This window comes from Pedobacter kyonggii (genome assembly GCF_004310665.1).
In the GTDB taxonomy this organism is placed as follows: Bacteria; Bacteroidota; Bacteroidia; order Sphingobacteriales; family Sphingobacteriaceae; genus Pedobacter; species Pedobacter kyonggii.
Window position 1 is genome coordinate 1 of sequence record NZ_SIXF01000040.1, and the last position, 17,967, is coordinate 17,967.

Annotated in this window: 16 protein-coding genes; 6 read left to right on the forward strand and 10 right to left on the reverse strand. The window is 37.9% G+C overall.

Features of this window, described 5'->3' with window-relative positions; all coding sequences use genetic code 11:
- The 5 genes from EYS08_RS26195 to mutL all read right to left on the reverse strand — a co-directional run.
- Window positions 1–197 (reverse strand): hypothetical protein (locus EYS08_RS26195; RefSeq protein WP_208745944.1); only part of this gene is annotated, 197 nt, incomplete at its 3' end.
- 256 nt (window positions 198–453) lie between these two features.
- Complete coding sequence (locus EYS08_RS23350; RefSeq protein ID WP_131032356.1) at window positions 454–1,566, reverse strand: endonuclease/exonuclease/phosphatase family protein; 1,113 nt, start codon at window positions 1,564–1,566, stop codon at window positions 454–456.
- Window positions 1,566–2,420 carry a rhomboid family intramembrane serine protease gene (locus EYS08_RS23355; RefSeq protein ID WP_131032357.1) on the reverse strand — a complete coding sequence of 285 codons (855 nt, stop codon included), beginning with the start codon at window positions 2,418–2,420 and terminating at the stop codon, window positions 1,566–1,568. The genes EYS08_RS23350 and EYS08_RS23355 overlap by 1 nt, the downstream gene beginning before the upstream one ends.
- Complete coding sequence (locus EYS08_RS23360; protein ID WP_131032358.1) at window positions 2,413–3,114, reverse strand: rhomboid family intramembrane serine protease; 702 nt, start codon at window positions 3,112–3,114, stop codon at window positions 2,413–2,415. The genes EYS08_RS23355 and EYS08_RS23360 overlap by 8 nt, the downstream gene beginning before the upstream one ends.
- Window positions 3,115–3,192: 78 nt before the next feature.
- A complete protein-coding gene (gene mutL / locus EYS08_RS23365; RefSeq protein WP_131032359.1) occupies window positions 3,193–5,028 on the reverse strand; it encodes a DNA mismatch repair endonuclease MutL in 1,836 nt (611 codons plus the stop codon).
- A 626-nt stretch (window positions 5,029–5,654) separates the two neighbouring features.
- On the opposite strand from mutL, the gene EYS08_RS23370 reads away from it, so the two are divergent.
- Genes EYS08_RS23370 through EYS08_RS23380 form a run of 3 tightly spaced genes read left to right on the forward strand, consistent with a single transcriptional unit; the run spans window position 5,655 to window position 9,634 of the window.
- Window positions 5,655–7,289, forward strand: a complete 1,635-nt coding sequence (locus tag EYS08_RS23370) for an amidohydrolase (RefSeq protein WP_131032360.1) — start codon at window positions 5,655–5,657, stop codon at window positions 7,287–7,289.
- Window positions 7,276–9,093, forward strand: coding sequence for a serine hydrolase domain-containing protein (locus EYS08_RS23375; protein ID WP_131032361.1), 1,818 nt, complete (start codon window positions 7,276–7,278; stop codon window positions 9,091–9,093). The genes EYS08_RS23370 and EYS08_RS23375 overlap by 14 nt, the downstream gene beginning before the upstream one ends.
- A gap of 19 nt (window positions 9,094–9,112) precedes the next feature.
- Window positions 9,113–9,634: a hypothetical protein gene (locus EYS08_RS23380; protein WP_131032362.1), complete on the forward strand. Its 522-nt coding sequence runs from the start codon at window positions 9,113–9,115 to the stop codon at window positions 9,632–9,634.
- A gap of 68 nt (window positions 9,635–9,702) precedes the next feature.
- Here the strand turns inward: EYS08_RS23380 and EYS08_RS23385 are convergent, their stop codons facing one another.
- A complete protein-coding gene (locus EYS08_RS23385) occupies window positions 9,703–10,545 on the reverse strand; it encodes a DUF6929 family protein (protein WP_131032363.1) in 843 nt (280 codons plus the stop codon).
- A 141-nt stretch (window positions 10,546–10,686) separates the two neighbouring features.
- Window positions 10,687–11,649, reverse strand: coding sequence for an isopenicillin N synthase family dioxygenase (locus tag EYS08_RS23390; RefSeq protein WP_131032364.1), 963 nt, complete (start codon window positions 11,647–11,649; stop codon window positions 10,687–10,689).
- Between the two features lie 265 nt (window positions 11,650–11,914).
- Between EYS08_RS23390 and msrA the strand changes: the two genes are divergently transcribed.
- Complete coding sequence (gene msrA / locus EYS08_RS23395; protein ID WP_131032365.1) at window positions 11,915–12,514, forward strand: peptide-methionine (S)-S-oxide reductase MsrA; 600 nt, start codon at window positions 11,915–11,917, stop codon at window positions 12,512–12,514.
- Between the two features lie 73 nt (window positions 12,515–12,587).
- Window positions 12,588–12,941, forward strand: a complete 354-nt coding sequence (locus EYS08_RS23400; protein ID WP_131032366.1) for a VOC family protein — start codon at window positions 12,588–12,590, stop codon at window positions 12,939–12,941.
- Between the two features lie 93 nt (window positions 12,942–13,034).
- On the opposite strand, the gene EYS08_RS23405 is transcribed toward EYS08_RS23400, so the two are convergent.
- Entirely contained in the window at window positions 13,035–14,336 is a 1,302-nt protein-coding gene (locus EYS08_RS23405; RefSeq protein WP_131032367.1) for a short-chain dehydrogenase, read from the reverse strand.
- Between the two features lie 385 nt (window positions 14,337–14,721).
- Between EYS08_RS23405 and EYS08_RS23410 the strand changes: the two genes are divergently transcribed.
- Window positions 14,722–16,239 carry a malate:quinone oxidoreductase gene (locus EYS08_RS23410; protein ID WP_131032368.1) on the forward strand — a complete coding sequence of 506 codons (1,518 nt, stop codon included), beginning with the start codon at window positions 14,722–14,724 and terminating at the stop codon, window positions 16,237–16,239.
- A gap of 559 nt (window positions 16,240–16,798) precedes the next feature.
- On the opposite strand, the gene ytxJ is transcribed toward EYS08_RS23410, so the two are convergent.
- Window positions 16,799–17,107, reverse strand: a complete 309-nt coding sequence (gene ytxJ / locus EYS08_RS23415) for a bacillithiol system redox-active protein YtxJ (protein ID WP_317130090.1) — start codon at window positions 17,105–17,107, stop codon at window positions 16,799–16,801.
- 350 nt (window positions 17,108–17,457) lie between these two features.
- Window positions 17,458–17,949 carry a 6,7-dimethyl-8-ribityllumazine synthase gene (gene ribH, locus EYS08_RS23420; RefSeq protein ID WP_131032370.1) on the reverse strand — a complete coding sequence of 164 codons (492 nt, stop codon included), beginning with the start codon at window positions 17,947–17,949 and terminating at the stop codon, window positions 17,458–17,460.
- Window positions 17,950–17,967: the final 18 nt, after the last annotated feature.

Consider the following 17,967-nt stretch of genomic DNA (forward strand, 5'->3'; position numbering starts at 1 on the left):
AAAGCCCATTGACTGAATGTGTTTTGCATTTGAGAACAGCTTAACACAAAGCCCATAACAAAATCCATCGGAGAAATCTTCTTTGCACTGCGCTGAAGAAAACCACTGCTCCGAGCTATAGTATCAATGGTTGATCCATTAAAAAAAATATCAAATCTTTTTTTTATTTTAGAGTTGAAAAAGCGGCTTGTAGACATTGTCAAATGTGTTTAGAACTACAAGTTGCTTTTTCCTTTTTAAATAATAATCACAGACTTTTCAACCTTTGTCAATATCATTAACTTGACGCTAATGCGAACTTTCGGGAAAGCGTAAAAGTGAAAAACGGAAAAAAACTTATTGTTTGTACAGGGATTGCGATCCAAATGAAAAATCATTAAACTACAATCGAAAGCGCGATTTTTCCATCGCTATGGTTCGTGTCTTCATGCACCATAAGATCGAAATTAAGCATTAGGGAATAAACCTAAGGTCGCTGCGTACCGGAAAGTGGTCGGATAACTTGGCCTGGGTAATTTTGTAATTTAACACTTCAAGTTCCTTAGAAGTAGCAATGTAATCGATCTGAAAATTGGGGAACTTACCATTATAAGTTTTACCAAAGCCATTTCCCTTTTTAATAAAGCTATTGTTTAATCCGGCAGTAATCTGGGTAACCACGTAAGAAGCTGGCGTATCGTTAAAATCGCCTGCAATAAGATAAGGTGTTTTACAGGCTGCCATTTCCTTTTTCATAATATCTACCTGACCGCTACGCTTCAAAAAGGCACTTTTCAGCATTCTTAAAATCCGTTTCGATGGCTGGATTTCGGTATTCATTTCCTTAACCTTATCCAGGTATTGGTAATCTTGTTTTTCGAAAGAAATAGATTGAAAATGTACATTATAAACCCTCAGGGTTTTTCCCTTAATGTTTAAATCGGTATAAATACTCATGTTGCCAGGAAAGCCTTCAACAAATGGAATTTTGCCAGAATCTTTAATGGGGAATTTAGAAAATATAGCTAAGCCAGTAGCTTCGTAATCATTTTTATTGGTTGGTACGAAGTAATAATATTTTGTATTTAAGAGTAGCTTTAAGCTATCAACAGTATCGAAAGCACCTTTATAACGGGTAAAAAATTCCTGAAAACAGATGATATCAGGATTTTGATCTTTCACCACCTGAAGCATTTTTTCTTTTACCGATTCGGTATTGTCTTCGCCGTATAATTTAAAGCTATGCACATTATAGGTCATCATTCTGATGCTGTTTTCTGCCTTTTCGGTGCCACCTTCATCGCCGCCAATGGCAAATGTTGCTTTTAAAGCTTTAGCACCAAGTGCGATAACCAAAACGGTAGCGATTGCAAAAATCCATTTTTTGCTTAAAAACCACCAAGCCAGCAAGATAATGTTAACGAATAAAACGAAAGGGTAGGCGAGACCGAAAAAGGCAATAATAGCATGTTTTCTTGGATCCATATTTCCGGCAAGAACCCCCAATAGCAAAGCAATTGCCAATACAAAGGCAATGGGCAAAAGGAGTTTATCCACTAAACTATACTTCTTTTTTTTTGTGGCCATTAATCTTTACTCGCCTTAAATAATTTTTCTTTTTCTACCGCTGTTAATTTATCGTATCCTGAGGTTGATATTTTATCTAAAATGGCATCTATTTCCTGCTGGGAAACGCCGCCTTTAAATTCGGGTTTTTTAACCGGTTTTTCATTCCGAACTACCTTTAATTTCGGTTTGCGTTCGAAAATTTTGCTCCAATCCCTTCCGCTCTGCAAACTTTTTATAAAGGTGAAACCTAAAAGTGCTCCACCAATATGGGCTAAACTTCCACCTGCATTTACGGAGCCGATGGCAATGAAATCGAGTGCAAAATATATAATTGCAATCCATTTAATTTTAACCTCGCCAAAGAAAAGTAGCATGATGGTATAATTCGGTACCAGAGTTGCAGCGGCGAAAATAATGGCCATTACTGCCGCAGATGCCCCTACAATGGTCACGCCTGCTAATCCGCCTGAATAAACTGGAAATATATTTAATATGGCTACGGCAAATAAGCCGCCAAATAAACCACCAGCAAGGTAAACAAAATGAAATTGCCTGCTTTTTAGAAAATTCATGAATATGTTGCCGAACCAGAATAAGCCGAGCATGTTGAACAGGATATGAAGAATCCCGTCATGAAAAAACATGTAAGTAAATATGGCGTAAAAACGTTCAGGCAATTTGGAAATACTTGCTGGTAAGCCAACATATTCTCTAAGCCATAAATCAAAATCGATAGGGATACGACCTAAAAAAACAATTACACCAATGATGGCGGTGATTAAAAACAGCATCACATTAATCCCAATGTAAAAGAACAATGGATTGCTCGATTGAAAAACCTTGTATTTTAAATCTTTGAAAGTATTATTCATAGAGTGTATAAAATGTATCGTTTTTGTCTTTCCATATTTTAACAAGTATAAAGCCGATTAAGGCACCCCCAAGATGGGCATAATGGGCAATAGAATCGCCTTGTATTGATGCAATGCCTAAAGATAACTCTACTAAAATATAAATTGGTATAATGTATTTTGCTTTTACAGGAACCGGAATAAACATAATCAATAATTCGGCATTTGGATAAAGCATGCCAAAAGCTACCAATAAGCCGAAAATGGCACCAGAGGCACCAACCATACCACCATAATAAATTCCGCCTAAAGTATCCATTTGAGCCTGACTGGTAATGTGCTTCTGCCAACCATCAAATAGGGTAATGTGACCAATAATCTGCTGAACTTCAAAAGCTTGTACTGCCCACTGTAAAAATAATGCGCCTAAACCTGTTATGAAATAGAATGCCAGAAATTTTTTAGCCCCCCACCTCGATTCGAGCAGGCTCCCAAAAGAATACAATGCAAACATGTTGAAGAAAATATGTGCAATACCCCCATGCATAAACATATAGGTAATGGGCTGCCAGAGTCTAAAATTTGGTGAATCGAAATAAAATACAGCGAGTAAATTATCGAGCTTGAGGCTTGGAAGCAGGTTTGCCGCTGCAAAAAATAAGACGTTAATAATCAGCAGGTTTTTTACTACTGGTGGAATATATATGTTATTCATTTAATTTTTTCTTGTTTTTAAGCGGCAAAGTTTAATCTTTATTTGTTTACCCTAAACCCTAAACCCTAAACCCTAAACCTATTTCTCAAACTTCTTATCCAGCTCTGCCAGAGTAATGGTTTGGATAATCGGTTTGCCACTCACGCTAAAGTTAGGTGTTTTACAGGCAAAAAGCTCATCAATCAAAGTATTCATTTCTTCCTGACCAAGACTTGTTCCCGCTTTTATAGCGCTGTTTTTTGCTAAACTTCTGGCCAAGCTATCGCGTTTGCTTAATTTTAGTTCCTGCTGCGAGTTTTTAAAGCCCTCAATCAACTGTTCAAATAATTGTGTTTCGTTAATATTGCTGCTGCCCAGATCAACCGGAACACCTTCTACTACCAACGTATTTTTTCCAAATTCCCGTACATCGAAGCCCAAACTTTTTATATCATCCAATAAACTTTTGGCCAGTTCGAAATCATTGGCATTAAGCGTAATGGTTTGCGGAAATAAGCTCTGCTGCGATGCACCTTTGCGGTCATCCAGATGTACGAGAAAACGCTCGTAAAGGATCCGCTCATGTGCCATTTGTTGATCAATCACCATCAATCCCGACTTAATCTGCGAAACAATATAGCGGTTGTGCAATTGCATGTACTGCTTTTGCTTGGTTTCTAAAACCGTTTCATCAGCATAAATAGAAGTTTGTTCTAAAATTGGCTGTTCTGTTATTTCGTAAAGCGAACCCCAGTTTTTAGCACTCGGTTTGGCTTCATAATTTCTTGGCGATGAAGCGTAACCTGATGTAGAAGTACTATCGCTTGCAAATGGATTAAAATCAGGATTGAAATTAATACTTGGTGGAACAATGTCTTCAACCGCTTTATGGGTAATCATATTGCTAAAACCTGTTTCCTGATCGAAATCTAAAGTCGGCGAAATGTTATAGCGGCCAATAGAACGTTTTACGGCCGATTTCATGATCGCATAAATGGATTTTTCATCCAGATACTTAATTTCTGTTTTAGTGGGATGAACGTTTACGTCAATTTTTGATGGATCGATCTCTATAAACAATACATATAACGGGTAACTGTCATCCGGCAATAAATCTTCGAAAGCAGAGCTTACCGCGTGGTTTAAATAGGGATCTTTAATAAAACGGTTATTTACAAAAAAGAATTGTTCGCCCCTGGTTTTCTTTGCAAAAGCAGGTTTACCAATATACCCTTTTAGGTTAATAATGGTCGTTTCTTCCTCAACAGGAACCAAACGTTCATTATAGTTGTTGCCAAAAAGGTGAACAATACGTTGTTTTAAATTGCCTTTTGGCAGGTTAAAAATCTCGGTGCCATCATGGTGCAGACTAAAAAATACAGCGGGGTGCGCCAATGCTACACGTTGAAATTCATCCAGGATATGGCGCATTTCAACTGGATTACTTTTAAGGAAATTCCTTCTGGCAGGCGTATTGAAAAATAGGTTTTTAATCGAAATCTGTGTTCCAGGTGAGGTAGCTACAGGTTCCTGGTTGGTTACCTGTGCACCTTCGATAGAGATACAGGTACCGATTTCATCCTCATGCCTGCGGGTTTTCATTTCTACCTGCGAAATCGCCGCAATAGAAGCCATGGCTTCGCCTCTAAAACCCATGGTGCGGATGGCAAATAAATCTTCGGCTTTTTTTACCTTCGAAGTGGCATGGCGTTCGAAACACATTCTGGCATCAGTAACGCTCATCCCACAGCCGTTATCTATAATCTGAATCAATGCCTTACCGGCATCTTTTACTACCAGTTGAATTTTATCTGCGCCGGCATCTATCGAATTTTCGAGCAATTCTTTTACCGCAGAAGCAGGTCGTTGAACAACTTCTCCGGCAGCAATTTGATTGGCAACAGCATCAGGCAATAAGTGAATAATATCAGTCATGTATTAAGGCAAAGTGAATTCGCTAAATTATGCAAAATAAGCTTAAAGAACCCGATTTGTTTAAAACTCAACATGTAAATGACTGTTGGTAAATAGGATTAATTGCTTCAACTGATTTTATTTACACCAGTTGTCATCCTGAGCGGAGTCGAAGGATATGGCTGGAAAGAATTAATTCTTTATGCTTAATTTTTTTGTTTTTTTTGAAAAGCAGGCTCCTGCGTCAATCGGTTTTGGTAGTCCCGCTGTCCGCTGTATCTTTTTGGCTGCCCTTCGACTCCGCTCAGGGTGACCGCCTAAAAAGTATACCGCTTCCATCAGGTTTATTTTACAAAGGGCTGTTCATCCAAATATAGTGAAGAAATAAATATCCATTTTTACGAAGAGTTGTCCTCCTGAACTTGTTTCAGGATCTATTAACGGATAAAAAAAAGTTGTTATTTCGGCGGTCTGTGAAGACACAGACCCCGGCCTAGGGTAAAAAAAAACGTGTTTATGGTATGTATCTGTGGCAAAAAACTAATTGTTGCAGTGTCTTAGCTTGGCGCTTAGACCAATGTTACAAATGATCTCTGTAAAACCGAATTTACAAAGCCAAATGATTTCAATTTTCTATCTTTATCGATATGAAAGCCACTTTATACAGCCTTTTTCTAGCTATACTTTTGACTTCTTGTGCCAGGAAAGAGGCAGTTGATGTTGTTATTTATAATGCTAAGGTTTATACCGTAAACAACAAATTCGAAACAGTTGAGGCCTTTGCCGTGAAGAATGGTAAGATCCTGGAACTTGGCAAAAGTGATGATATCAAATCAAAATACGCTGGCAGAGAAGAGATTGATGCCGATGGAAAAGCAGTTTATCCTGGTTTTATAGATGCTCATGCCCATTTTTATGGCTACGGACAAAGTCTGCAAACGGCCGATTTAAGAGAAACAAAATCGTGGAATGAAGTGCTTACTCGTTTAACTGATTTTGCCAAAACGCACCCTGATGGTTGGCTAATTGGTAATGGTTGGGATCAAAACGATTGGGATAATAAAGCTTTCCCTACTAATGAAAAGCTAACGCTACTTTTCCCTGATCGACCAGTGTTTTTAAACCGTATCGATGGTCATGCGGCCATTGCTAATCAAAAAGCTTTAGATGATGCAGGCATTAAAGGCGAGCAGAAATTGGTAGGTGGCGATATGCTTACCCAAAACGGAAAGTTAACTGGTGTTTTAATCGATAATGCCGTAGCTTTAGTAGAGCGTAAAATCCCATCACCAGATGCTAAATTGGCTGAAAAAATATTTATTGATGCGCAGAAAAACTGCTTTGCTGCTGGTTTAACTACCATTGATGATTGTGGTCTGAGTTATTTAGCAGTAGAATTTATCGAAAAACTGCAGAAAGAGAATAAACTCAAAATGAGGCTTTATGTAATGCTTTCTGATGAGCCTGATAATTATAAATACCTTTTTAGTCGCGGGCCGATCAAAACCGAAAGGCTGAATGTTCGGGCTTTTAAGGTTTATGCCGATGGTGCTTTGGGGTCGCGTGGAGCCTGCCTGTTGCACCCATATAGCGATATGCCCGATAAAACAGGTTTTCTGTTGAGCGATCAAAAACACTTTGAAGAAGTAGCCAAAAAAATTGCAGCCAATCATTTCCAGATGTGTACCCATGCCATTGGCGATTCAGCCAATAGGGTAATCCTGAATATTTACAATAAAATTTTAAAAGGCAAAAACGATCAGCGCTGGCGGATTGAGCATGCACAGGTAGTAAATGCTAACGATTTCGGTTTATTTGGAAGCGCCAGTATTGTGCCATCAGTACAGCCTACACATGCTACTTCTGATATGTACTGGGCCAGACAGCGGTTGGGTGCCGAAAGATTAAAAAGTGCTTATGCTTACAAACAATTGTTAAAGCAAAATGGTTGGATTCCTTTAGGTACCGATTTTCCGGTCGAAAACATTAACCCATTATTAACGTTTTATGCAGCAACAGTGAGGGAAGATGTAAAAGGTTTTCCGAAAGGGGGCTTTCAGGTGGAAAATGCCTTAACACCTGAAGAAGCTTTACGCGGAATGACCATATGGGCTGCAAAAGCCAACTTTGAAGAAGAAGAAAAAGGAAGTTTAGAAAAAGGCAAGTTCGCCGATTTTGTCATCCTCGATCACGATATTTTGAAATCAACACCACAAAACATATTAAAAACCAAAGTTTTAAAAACCTACCTGAACGGAGAAAAAGTATATGAAGCGAAATAGATTGTATATCCTGGCTATAGCAACTTGCTGCAATGTTTTATGTTTAATGGCCTGCGCACAGGAGCATACAGCGAATGAGAAAAAACTGGCTATTGCCAATGCGATAACTAATGCAACAGTGTTATTAAATAATCAGGACGGTATTGTTCCTTTAAAATCGCTAGAGAAAAAGAACATTGCTTCAGTTAGCCTGAGTTTTGCTTATAGCGCTGTTTTCGATAGTCTGGCCAATAAATATGATAAAATCACTTCATTTTCTGCCGATTCGTATAAGGACAGCGTAAACCTGAACGATTTAGAAGATGATCTTAAATATTTTAATACGATTTTGATTTCCATTGATGATCAAAATGTAAACAAAGCCAAATACATTAACTTCATTAACAGCATCAGTAAAAATAAACAGGTAATTATTTCTTTTTTTGGCAACGGACCTGGTTTGAAATCATTCGATCTGTTAAAATCTCCGATTGTATGGTCCGGTCAAAACAATATTGATGCTGCTGCTATTGTGCCACAATATATTTTTGGTGGTATTGCTGCTACGAATAAGTTAACCACGGCATATTCTGCCCGCTATACCATGGGTTCTGGTTTCACTACAACGGCTACGCGCTTAAAGTATACTGTACCCGAAGATGCAGGTTTAAATTCGAACAACTTAAAAGAAATTGATGCCATTGCTGCTGAGGCCATAGCGCAGAAAGCAACGCCAGGATTGGTGGTTTTGGTGGCTAAAGATGGCAAGGTAATCTTTAACAAAGCATATGGCACACATACTTATGATACCAATGTGCCCGATAAGGTAACCGATATTTTTGATCTGGCCTCAGTAACCAAGGTAACTGCAACCACACCTGCCGTAATGCGTTTGTTTGAAGAAGGAAAGTTAAAATTAGATACCAATATTGGTGCTTATATCCCAAAGGCACGTACTACGCCAATGAACAACATTCAGGTACGCGAAGTGATGTTGCACCAGGCAGGTTTTATCCCTTACATTCCTTTTCACGATTATGTTAAAATCGGCGATTACAGCAGAGATTCTTCAGCAGCATATCCAACCAAAGTGGCCGATAACTATTACATCAAAAAAGGCTTTTTTAAAGATTTTATGTGGCCTAAAATGCTCAATTCGCCAATAAGAACACGTGGCAAATATGTGTACAGCGATATCAGCATGTATGTAATGAAAGATATTGTAGAACATATTAGTGAGGAGCCTTTAAATCAATATATTTATGAAAACTTTTACAAACCATTAGGCATGCAAACAGCGGGTTTCTTGCCACGTAACCGTTTTAAACCAGAACAGATTATTCCAACCGAAATGGACAGCTATTTCAGGAAAACCCTTTTAGTTGGCTACGTTCACGATCAGGGTGCGGCTTTGGCTGGTGGTGTTTCTGGTCACGCAGGTTTATTTGCCAGCGCCAACGATCTGGCTATTATTTACCAGATGCTTTTAAACCGCGGTACTTATGGCGGGGTAGAATATTTCAAGAATTCGACAGTAGATATGTTTACTTCGAAACAATCGAATGTTAGCCGCAGAGGCTTGGGTTTCGATCGTTGGGATCCAGATACGACTAAACGTTACCCGTCTGAACTGGCTTCGCCACAAACTTATGGCCATACCGGTTATACCGGAACTTGTGTTTGGGTAGATCCATCGCGCGGTTTGGTGTATGTGTTTTTGTCTAACCGTGTTAACCCTACCGTTACGGATAAGCTATCGAACTTAAAAATTAGAGGAAGGATTCAGGATGTGGTGAACAAAGCCATTGATGAATCGAAGAAATAAATTTGTAAAATATCTAAATATGAAACGAATCAAAACTTTAGCGCTTTCGTTGCTTTTTATTGGAGGGGTAAGCATTGCAAATGCACAACAGATTAAAGATGGAGAAACCGTAAATGTAGATGGAATTGCGGTAACCTATTCTATTGTTAATAAAGAAAAATTAACCATAAAAGATCAAAATGTCGATCGTTATAAAGTGCTGGCTTCGGTAAAAAACAATACTGGTAAATCTTTTAATATCCGATTGGCCAGTTCGCTGGATTTGTCAGCAATAAGTAGCTCAAAAATTGTAGAGCTAGATTGTATTAACGCAACGGGAGCTAGGCTAACCTCAAAAAAGGTTCAGATTGCTATGAAAAGCCATTTGATAAATGTTACTTATCCTACAAAAGATAAAGATGGGAAAGCAATTACCGCTGTGTTACCGATTACGGCGGGCTATTATTTCGATCAGGGACAAGTGATAGAAAATGATGCTATTTTTATTGTACCGGCAGGCGAAGCACCAAAAGTTTCTGTAAGGAGTTTGCTGAAGAATTAAATATTTGCTTAAATTCAGAGTTGTCAACTTAAATAGCCAGTTTGCCAGAAAGTTGACAACTCTTCCGCCTAAAAATTGATTGCCAACTTATAAATTACCGTTTTAAGTTCTTCGCTATCACGATCCTCACACAATAAAAAAGTTGTACTATGCTCGTTTTGGCTAAGTAAAGTAATGCCTTCAAATTTATGTTTGTCCGAGATTTTATTGCTGAAGGTTAGCTTCAAAGTCTGCAGGTTAATACTGCCGATAAAACTGCCCAAAATTTCTCCATCAGCATAAGTCGATTTGGTATCTTCGGCGGTAGCAATGAAAAATATTTCATTTTTCACCAATACAGCATCGGTAAAAGAAGATTCTACATGATCAATATTTGGAAGCTTAAAAGGGTTGAACTTAACTTGTTTAGCTTTAGCTAAATCTGCTTCCTGGATATCGAATATGCCATTCTTTGCATCGATCCCATTGCCACGGTTAAAAAGTAGCCACTCATTCCCTGTAAAAATTGAACCTTCAAGGTTAAAGTTCTGATCATCTATTTTAGCAATAGCTTTAAGTTTGGTGTAGGTATCGGTCAGGTCTTTCTGAATAACTTTTTGAGTTTTCAGGTCGAATTCGATCATCAGGTTTCTTTTGGGCGTAGAGCCCGAACCTAATATGTAGAGCTTATTGTTATTATGACAAAGGATTTCGAAATCGGGTTTTAAGGATTTAGGTATGTTTTCTAACTGATTTAGTTCCGCTTCAAATAATATCTGAATCTTGCGGAGCTGCTTGGTTTTGATGTTGTATTCATTTAAATAAGCACTGTTATCGCCTATAATATACAGTAAATCTTCACTCAAGAATAACCCTGAAGCAGAACCAATCCCATCAATTTCGGCGTAAACTTCTAAAGTTGTTGAATGCATGTTTGAAAATAATAAAAGAGCACCGGTTTTGCACTGCCCCCAAAAAGTTAGACACTATTTGGGGCAGTCTATTTTGGCCGATGCTTTTATTTTTGTTTACGATTCGCTAGGGACTCATGACTGAGGGCTCACGACTCCAAACTATTTCTTCAATCCAATTTCTCTTAATCTTTCATCCAAATATTCACCCGCAGTCATGTCACTATAGGCTTTAGGGTGTTCCGCATCAATGGTTGATGGTAAACTTGTTAGATCCATATCGCTGCGTGGATGTAAGAAAAACGGAACAGAAAAACGAGAGGTTTTCATCAGCTCGCGAGGTGGGTTTACCACTCTATGTGTTGTCGATTTTAATTTATTGTTGGTTAAACGCTGTAACATATCGCCAACGTTCACCACTATATCAGTGTGGTGTGCTTTAATCGGTAACCACTCATTGCTACGGGTTAAAACTTCTAAGCCATCTGCACTGGCACCAATTAATAAGGTAATCAAATTGATGTCTTCATGCGCACCAGCACGTACCGCGTCGTCAGGAATGGTTTCAGGATTTTCGATCGGGAAGTAGTGAATACCCCTCAAAATAGAATTTCCGTTATGAACATGTTTGTCGAAATAATTGATCGGCAATTCCAGGTAGGTAGCAATGGCACGTAATAAATGTGTCCCGTTTTCTTCCAGTTTTTTATAAATATCGCCTGTTACTTGGTTAAATTCTGGTAGTTCTTCTAAAACTTCATTGTCAGGATATTCATTTTTAACCGGATCACCATCAGTTACTTCCTGGCCAATCTGCCAGAATTCTTTCAAATCTGGAGTTTTAGCCCCTTTAGCTGTTTCTTTGCCTGCACTGGTGTAACCACGTTGACCGGCTAATTCCGGTTTCTCGTATTTCCTTTTGGTTTCAACGGGAAGCGAAAAGGCAGCTTTAATATTTTCATAAAGCTTGTCAATTAATTCCTGGCTTAAACCATGGTTGGTAATGGTAACAAAACCCGAATCGTTAAAAGCCCTGCCCAATTCATCAGAAAACTTTTTACGGTCTTCTGCAGAGCCATTGATGTAAGAGCCTAAATCTAAACAAGGAATATACGGTGTAGACATAATTTTATATTTAATGTTTTACGAATTTAAAAAGAATTGTTATTAACTGCATTTAGGTTGGAAGTTAAGTCTTTAATAAATTAATATACAGTTTTTTAAGTTATTAACAAAATTGCAAAAGCTAGGTAATATTCGATTGTCACACTAAATCCATTATAATTTAAACGCAAACTAGACTTTGTTTAATTTCGTATCATTAAGTAGAAATAACATTAGTAGCCTGTAAGGTAAAATGGTTATTTGCGACTAAAAAAATAAAACACAAATGAAAAAAATAATTTTAATCCTATTAGCAGTATTAGCCTTAAATCAGGCGGATGCACAAGGGAAAAAGACAGAGAAAGCTACATTTGGAATGGGCTGTTTTTGGTGTACTGAAGCCATTTTTCAACGTTTAAAAGGCGTAATATCGGTTAAATCGGGATATGAAGGTGGTGCCTTAAGCAATCCAACATATGAAGAAGTGTGTACAGGGGCTACCGGGCATGCCGAGGTTTTAGAGATTACCTATAACCCAATGGTGATTTCTTACGATGATTTATTGGAAGTTTTTTGGAAAAGCCACGATCCTACAACATTAAACCGTCAGGGTGCTGATAGCGGTACCCAATATCGCTCCGTAGTTTTTTATCATTCGGCTGAGCAAAAATCTTTGGCAGAAAAATATAAGGCAGAACTGAATAAAACCAATGCCTATGGCAAAAAAGTGGTAACAGCAATTGAAGCAGCCAAGCCATTTTATATTGCAGAAAATTACCACCAGAATTATTTCAACAAAAACGGAAGTGAACCTTATTGCAGATTGGTGATCCAGCCTAAAATAGAGAAACTGGAAAAAATATTTAAGGCGAAGCTTAAAAATTAATAAGCGTGCTTGACTAGCCCTGCAATAAACATTGCAGGGCTTTTTGTTAATTTAGGAATTTAAACTTTTGTTTATGGTAAAAAGAATAGTGCTGAATATCGATACCCTAAAAATTGCTGATGCAGCCAGTTTTTATAAAGATATTTTGGGGCTTGATCTGCTAATGGATCTTGGTTGGATTGCAACTTATGGTGCGGCAGGACAAAGAATGGATGTACAGATCAGTTTTGCGTCCGAAGGTGGATCGGGTACCCCAACACCAGATCTATCCATCGAAGTTGAACATGTTGATGAAATATTGGAAAAAGTTAAGGCAGCTGGATTTTCGATCGAATACGGCCCGGCTGATGAACCATGGGGTGTTAGGCGGTTTTACACCAGAGATCCTTTCGGTAAATTGATTAATATTTTAAGCCATCTCGATTAATTCCCGAATCCTTCCGCTTATGAATTTGTCCTCTTGAGTAGATGCTAATATCTATCTGTGTGTATCCTTTTTATCAGTGGTTAAAACTTACCATTAGTTCAAAAAACCTTTAGCTTTTTCGAGCAGTTCGCTGCCTTTCTTGCCAATCTCTTTTTTTCCTTTTTCTATGGTTGATGGCTGAGTATACTCACTCACCGAATTGGAAAGCGCTTTAAACTTGCCTATGCCGGCAAATACTTCTTCGGTATAAGGAACACCCTGTTGTTTCATCAGTTTTTCCCAATCTATTTTCGAGAGTACCGCAATCATGTATTTGGTAGCAATTTTACCGATAAACGCTTTGTCGTACACACCAGTTAATGCCTTGTCTGATTTACGGTCTTTTACATATATCATAGTTTGTTGTAGGGCTTCGCGTTCGCTATTAGAAAATAATGGGCTTTTGCTCAGCTTTTCCAAGGCTGGAAGCGACTGCTCTGGTCTTTCCTTTTTTAAATTCAGATAAGCGGTTATTCCCCAAACCAGTTCGTTTTGGATGCCGAGTTTGTTCATGTCGTTTAAGAAAGCCTCAAAATCTTCAAGCGATCTTTCTTCATCGATTTTCCGTTCCATTCTCATTCGGTCAAAGCCTCTAAAAAGATAGTTCATGCTATGGAAAGCCAAGTGTGTCTGCTCATCGTTTAATCGGCTACAGCCAAAAAAGGCTTTGGTGTAGGGGAGTGGGATTTTCTCGTTTTTATCGAGCCATTTAATGTTTCTCGAAAGACCATCTTCAGATAAATAAAACAGGTTGTTGCTAAAAAACAAGAAACCGCGCACAAATTCCAAAAGTGTTTTAATTTCGCAATCATCCAGCAGTTCAGGTTGAGTTTTAGCACATTCATATAATGCAAAAGGTTGCCCTAAATCTCTGGTGGCCAGTACCGCCATGCTTAAAATGGCATGTTCTATATTTTGATAGTAAGCCTTGTTTGCATCCTTAAAAAATGGTTGCGGCGTTTTTACGCCCGTTTTCATTGCAATAAATCCAGCGGTAAGCAATGGAAAAACATCCTCATCGGTTTCTTTTACAAATTGTTTAACCGATCGATATTCTTTATACACCATCAGCGCATCAATTACAGAAATATTTTCGTTGTTGTGCGCATTTACTTTGTTGAGGGTACTAACAACACTTTGTGCCTGTTTACTGAATTTCTGATACTCAGGCTGGGTGGTATCCTGAACGGCAGTTGAACGGACTGCTATTTTAGCAAATTTATAAAATATGATTTTATCATAATTGATGTTTTCAGCCAGTTTCTTTTTATCAAGTTCGAGTAAAAGCTGATCGGTTTTTTCGCCAGAACAGGCAGCTAAAAATAGTACAAAGCAAAATAAAATTAAATTCTTCATGAGGCATGTTTTAAACAAATAGATGTATAAAACTAACACTTTAGGAAGGAAAAAAAATTAAAAATGCAGATTTTGCTAAATTTAGCCTTTCTGAACATTTCCTGATTATCGAAATTTAAATTTTTTCGAGCGTTTAAAAGTAAAATGATAAATTTTTAGAAGAAATAGATGGTTCGATTAGCAAATTAACAATAGGTTTCTATGGTTAGTTTTATGTTCTGTTTGCTTTGTTATTGATCAAACTAATTTTTGGATTAAAATTTGATTAGAGCTTGTCAAAAAGAGAGAGGTATTTCTAATTTTTTGGCAATTTTTTCAGAATTAATGGCCTAAAATTCGTGGGATGTTTAAAATCATTCTAAATTTGTAACTCCTTTAAGCTAAGATGACAAAAAAGAAAAAGACAGTTGGTAAAACTGACGCTGATGTAATTTTAATTGGGGCTGGCATCATGAGTGCAACCCTGGGTGTTTTGTTAAAACAATTAGAGCCCAATTTAAGCATAGAAATTTACGAACGTTTAGATATTGCGGCGGCAGAAAGTTCTGATGCCTGGAATAACGCCGGAACGGGACACTCTGCTTTTTGCGAATTAAACTATACACCCGAAAAGAAGGATGGTACGGTTGAAATAAAAAAGGCAGTTCAGATTGCAGAACATTTTGAAGTTTCCAAGCAATTTTGGTCATACTTAGTTACCAAGGGATTGGTTTCTGACCCTTGTAATTTTATCCGCAATATTCCTCACATGAGTTTTGTTTGGGGGAAAAAGAACGTAGAGTACCTTAAAAAACGCTACGACGCATTAACCCAATGTGATCTGTTTAGCGACATGCAATATACGGAGGATACTGAGCTCGTAAAAAACTGGGCACCTTTAATTATGGATGGTCGTAAAAAAAGCGAAAAAGTTGCAGCAACAAAAATGGATTTAGGAACCGATGTTAATTTCGGAACTTTAACCCGTGATATGTTTAACAACTTAAAGGAGCAAAGTAATGTTAATCTGCATTTCAATCACGAAATCCGCGACCTGAAAAAAAATAAAGACGGCAATTGGATTGTAAAAGTTAAAGATTTAGAAACCGGTGATAAACGTAAACGTGTAGCTAAATTTGTATTTATCGGTGCCGGTGGTGGTTCTTTGCCATTATTGGAAAAATCAGATATTCCTGAAGGAAAAGGTTTTGGCGGTTTCCCCGTAAGTGGGCAATGGCTAAAATGTACCAATGAAGAAATTATTAAAAAACACCATGCAAAAGTGTACGGAAAAGCTGCGGTTGGTGCGCCACCAATGTCGGTTCCACATTTAGATACCAGAATGATTAATGGCAAACAAGCATTGTTGTTTGGCCCTTATGCTGGTTTTTCTACCAAATTCCTTAAAAATGGTTCATTCCTGGATTTACCAAAATCAATTAAATTTAATAACATCCGTCCGATGCTCTCTGCAGGATTGCATAACCTCGATTTAACAAAATATTTAATTGAGCAGGTTAGGCAGTCGCCAGAAGACAGGTTGGAAGCGTTGAAAGAATATTTACCAACTGCCGAACTTAAAGATTGGGAACTGGAATATGCAGGGCAGCGTGTTCAGGTAATTAAAAAAGACGAAAAACAAGGTGGTATTTTAGAGTTTGGCACCGAGGTAGTAAGTACTGCTGATGGTTCTATTGCAGCTTTGCTGGGCGCTTCTCCAGGGGCATCAACAGCAGTTTCTATTATGCTCGATCTATTAAACCGTTGCTTTGCAGAAGATTTAGCTACCGACGAATGGCAGGCGAAAATCAGAGAAATGATCCCAACCTATGGAAAAGCCTTAGCTCAGGACCCAGCACTTTGCAAAGAAACCAGAACAAGAACATCGAAAGTATTGAAAATAGAAAATACGGTGAGTGCTTAGGCAATAACACAATAAATCTTTAAAAGGTCCTGATGTAAATCGGGACCTTCTTGTTTGAAATATTTCCGTGGTCTGTGTCCGCACAGACCATAATGGGGAAGGTAATTTATCATTTGCATCACCAAACGTTCCTACGGAACGAACACAAATAACAAAATGTTATTTGCTGCCAACCATTCGTCCCCAAGACGGCCGATACGTTATATTCGCTATCTGTTATTAGATTTATCTTATGGATGGTTCATGAGTAACATTGGTAAGATTGTAAGATTGGTTTTCTTTCGTTCCATTAGGAACGTTTCACAGGTAACACTTAGGGGAGAACGATTTTTTCGTTCCGTAGAAATGCTGGGTGTTTTGTTTACAGGCCTTACCTCAATAAACCTGATGGGAACGGCAGCTCCTGATTGAAAAAATCGGGACTACAGTGTACAGCAGGACTACAGTACCCAAAAGCAAACGGGACCTTGCTTTTCAAAAAATTATGGCATATATTCTTACCACGCAAAAGAGGGTATCCAATTGCTTGAATACCCTCTTTTGTGAAAATACTTTATAGTTAAGCCGCAATTACTTCTGCAACTTCATCGGCAGAAATATCGCTATGGGATGCTTCCAATACACAATCGCCATCTTTAATCACTAAAATCTGCGGTGATTGATGTGCTACCTGAAAGATTTCGGCAATCCGGTTGGAAATATCACGATAGCTGATTAAATCTAAAAAGTAAAGTTTTGTGTCAGCCGGAATGATGTCCCAATCAAATTCGAAGTTCTTTTTAGCCATTAAACTAATTGAGCAACGCGTGCTGTGCTTAAAAATAAGGCTAAAACCGCTTGCATTCCTGATTTCGTCAAGCTGTTCCATTGAAGTTAAGTTAACCCAAGTCATGATATTATACGTATTGTTTTATAGGACAACAATTACAGTTAAATAAAGTTCTGTAAATGACCTGAATATGAGATTACAAATGAGGTAGATTAATTCCTTCTGCGTTTTCCTTCGGGATAAGATTCATAAGCAGGACAAAGCTTAGAAGAACAGGATTCTAAGATGGTAATGGTGCAAAACACCGCCAATAATAAAATGGCTACTTTTTTCATCTGTATAAGTTTGTTTCAATGGTAATGAAGCTATCATGAACTAGTCATGATAGCTTCATCGGGATCTGTTAATTTTTAAACTTCTAAGTTACAAATAATTATTAGAACACAAGTTTAAATTTGAGCAGAAAAATTGGCCATTTTAATCGCTGTAATAGCAGCCTCATCGCCTTTGTTGCCATGTTTGCCGCCAGCACGATCTTGTGCCTGCTCTAAGTTATTGGTAGTTAAAACGCCAAAAATAACTGGTTTACTGTATTTAATGCCAACATTGGTTATACCCTGTGCTACTGCATCGCAAATAAAATCGAAATGTTTGGTATCACCCTGAATCACGCATCCTAAACAGATTACAGCATCTATATTGCTTCTTTTGCTCAATAGAATTTCTGCACCACCTGTTAATTCGAAACTTCCCGGTACAGGTAAAGAAATTATATTTTCTTCAACAACACCATTGGCTAACAAGGTTTTTAATGCCCCATTGTACAAAGCGCCGGTAATTTCGGCATTCCATTCGGCTACAATAATTCCGAATTTATAGTTAGCTCCACTAGGAACGGTGGTATGAGAGAAATCAGATAGATTTTTTAATTGTGTTGACATGGGGCAAAGATAATGTTA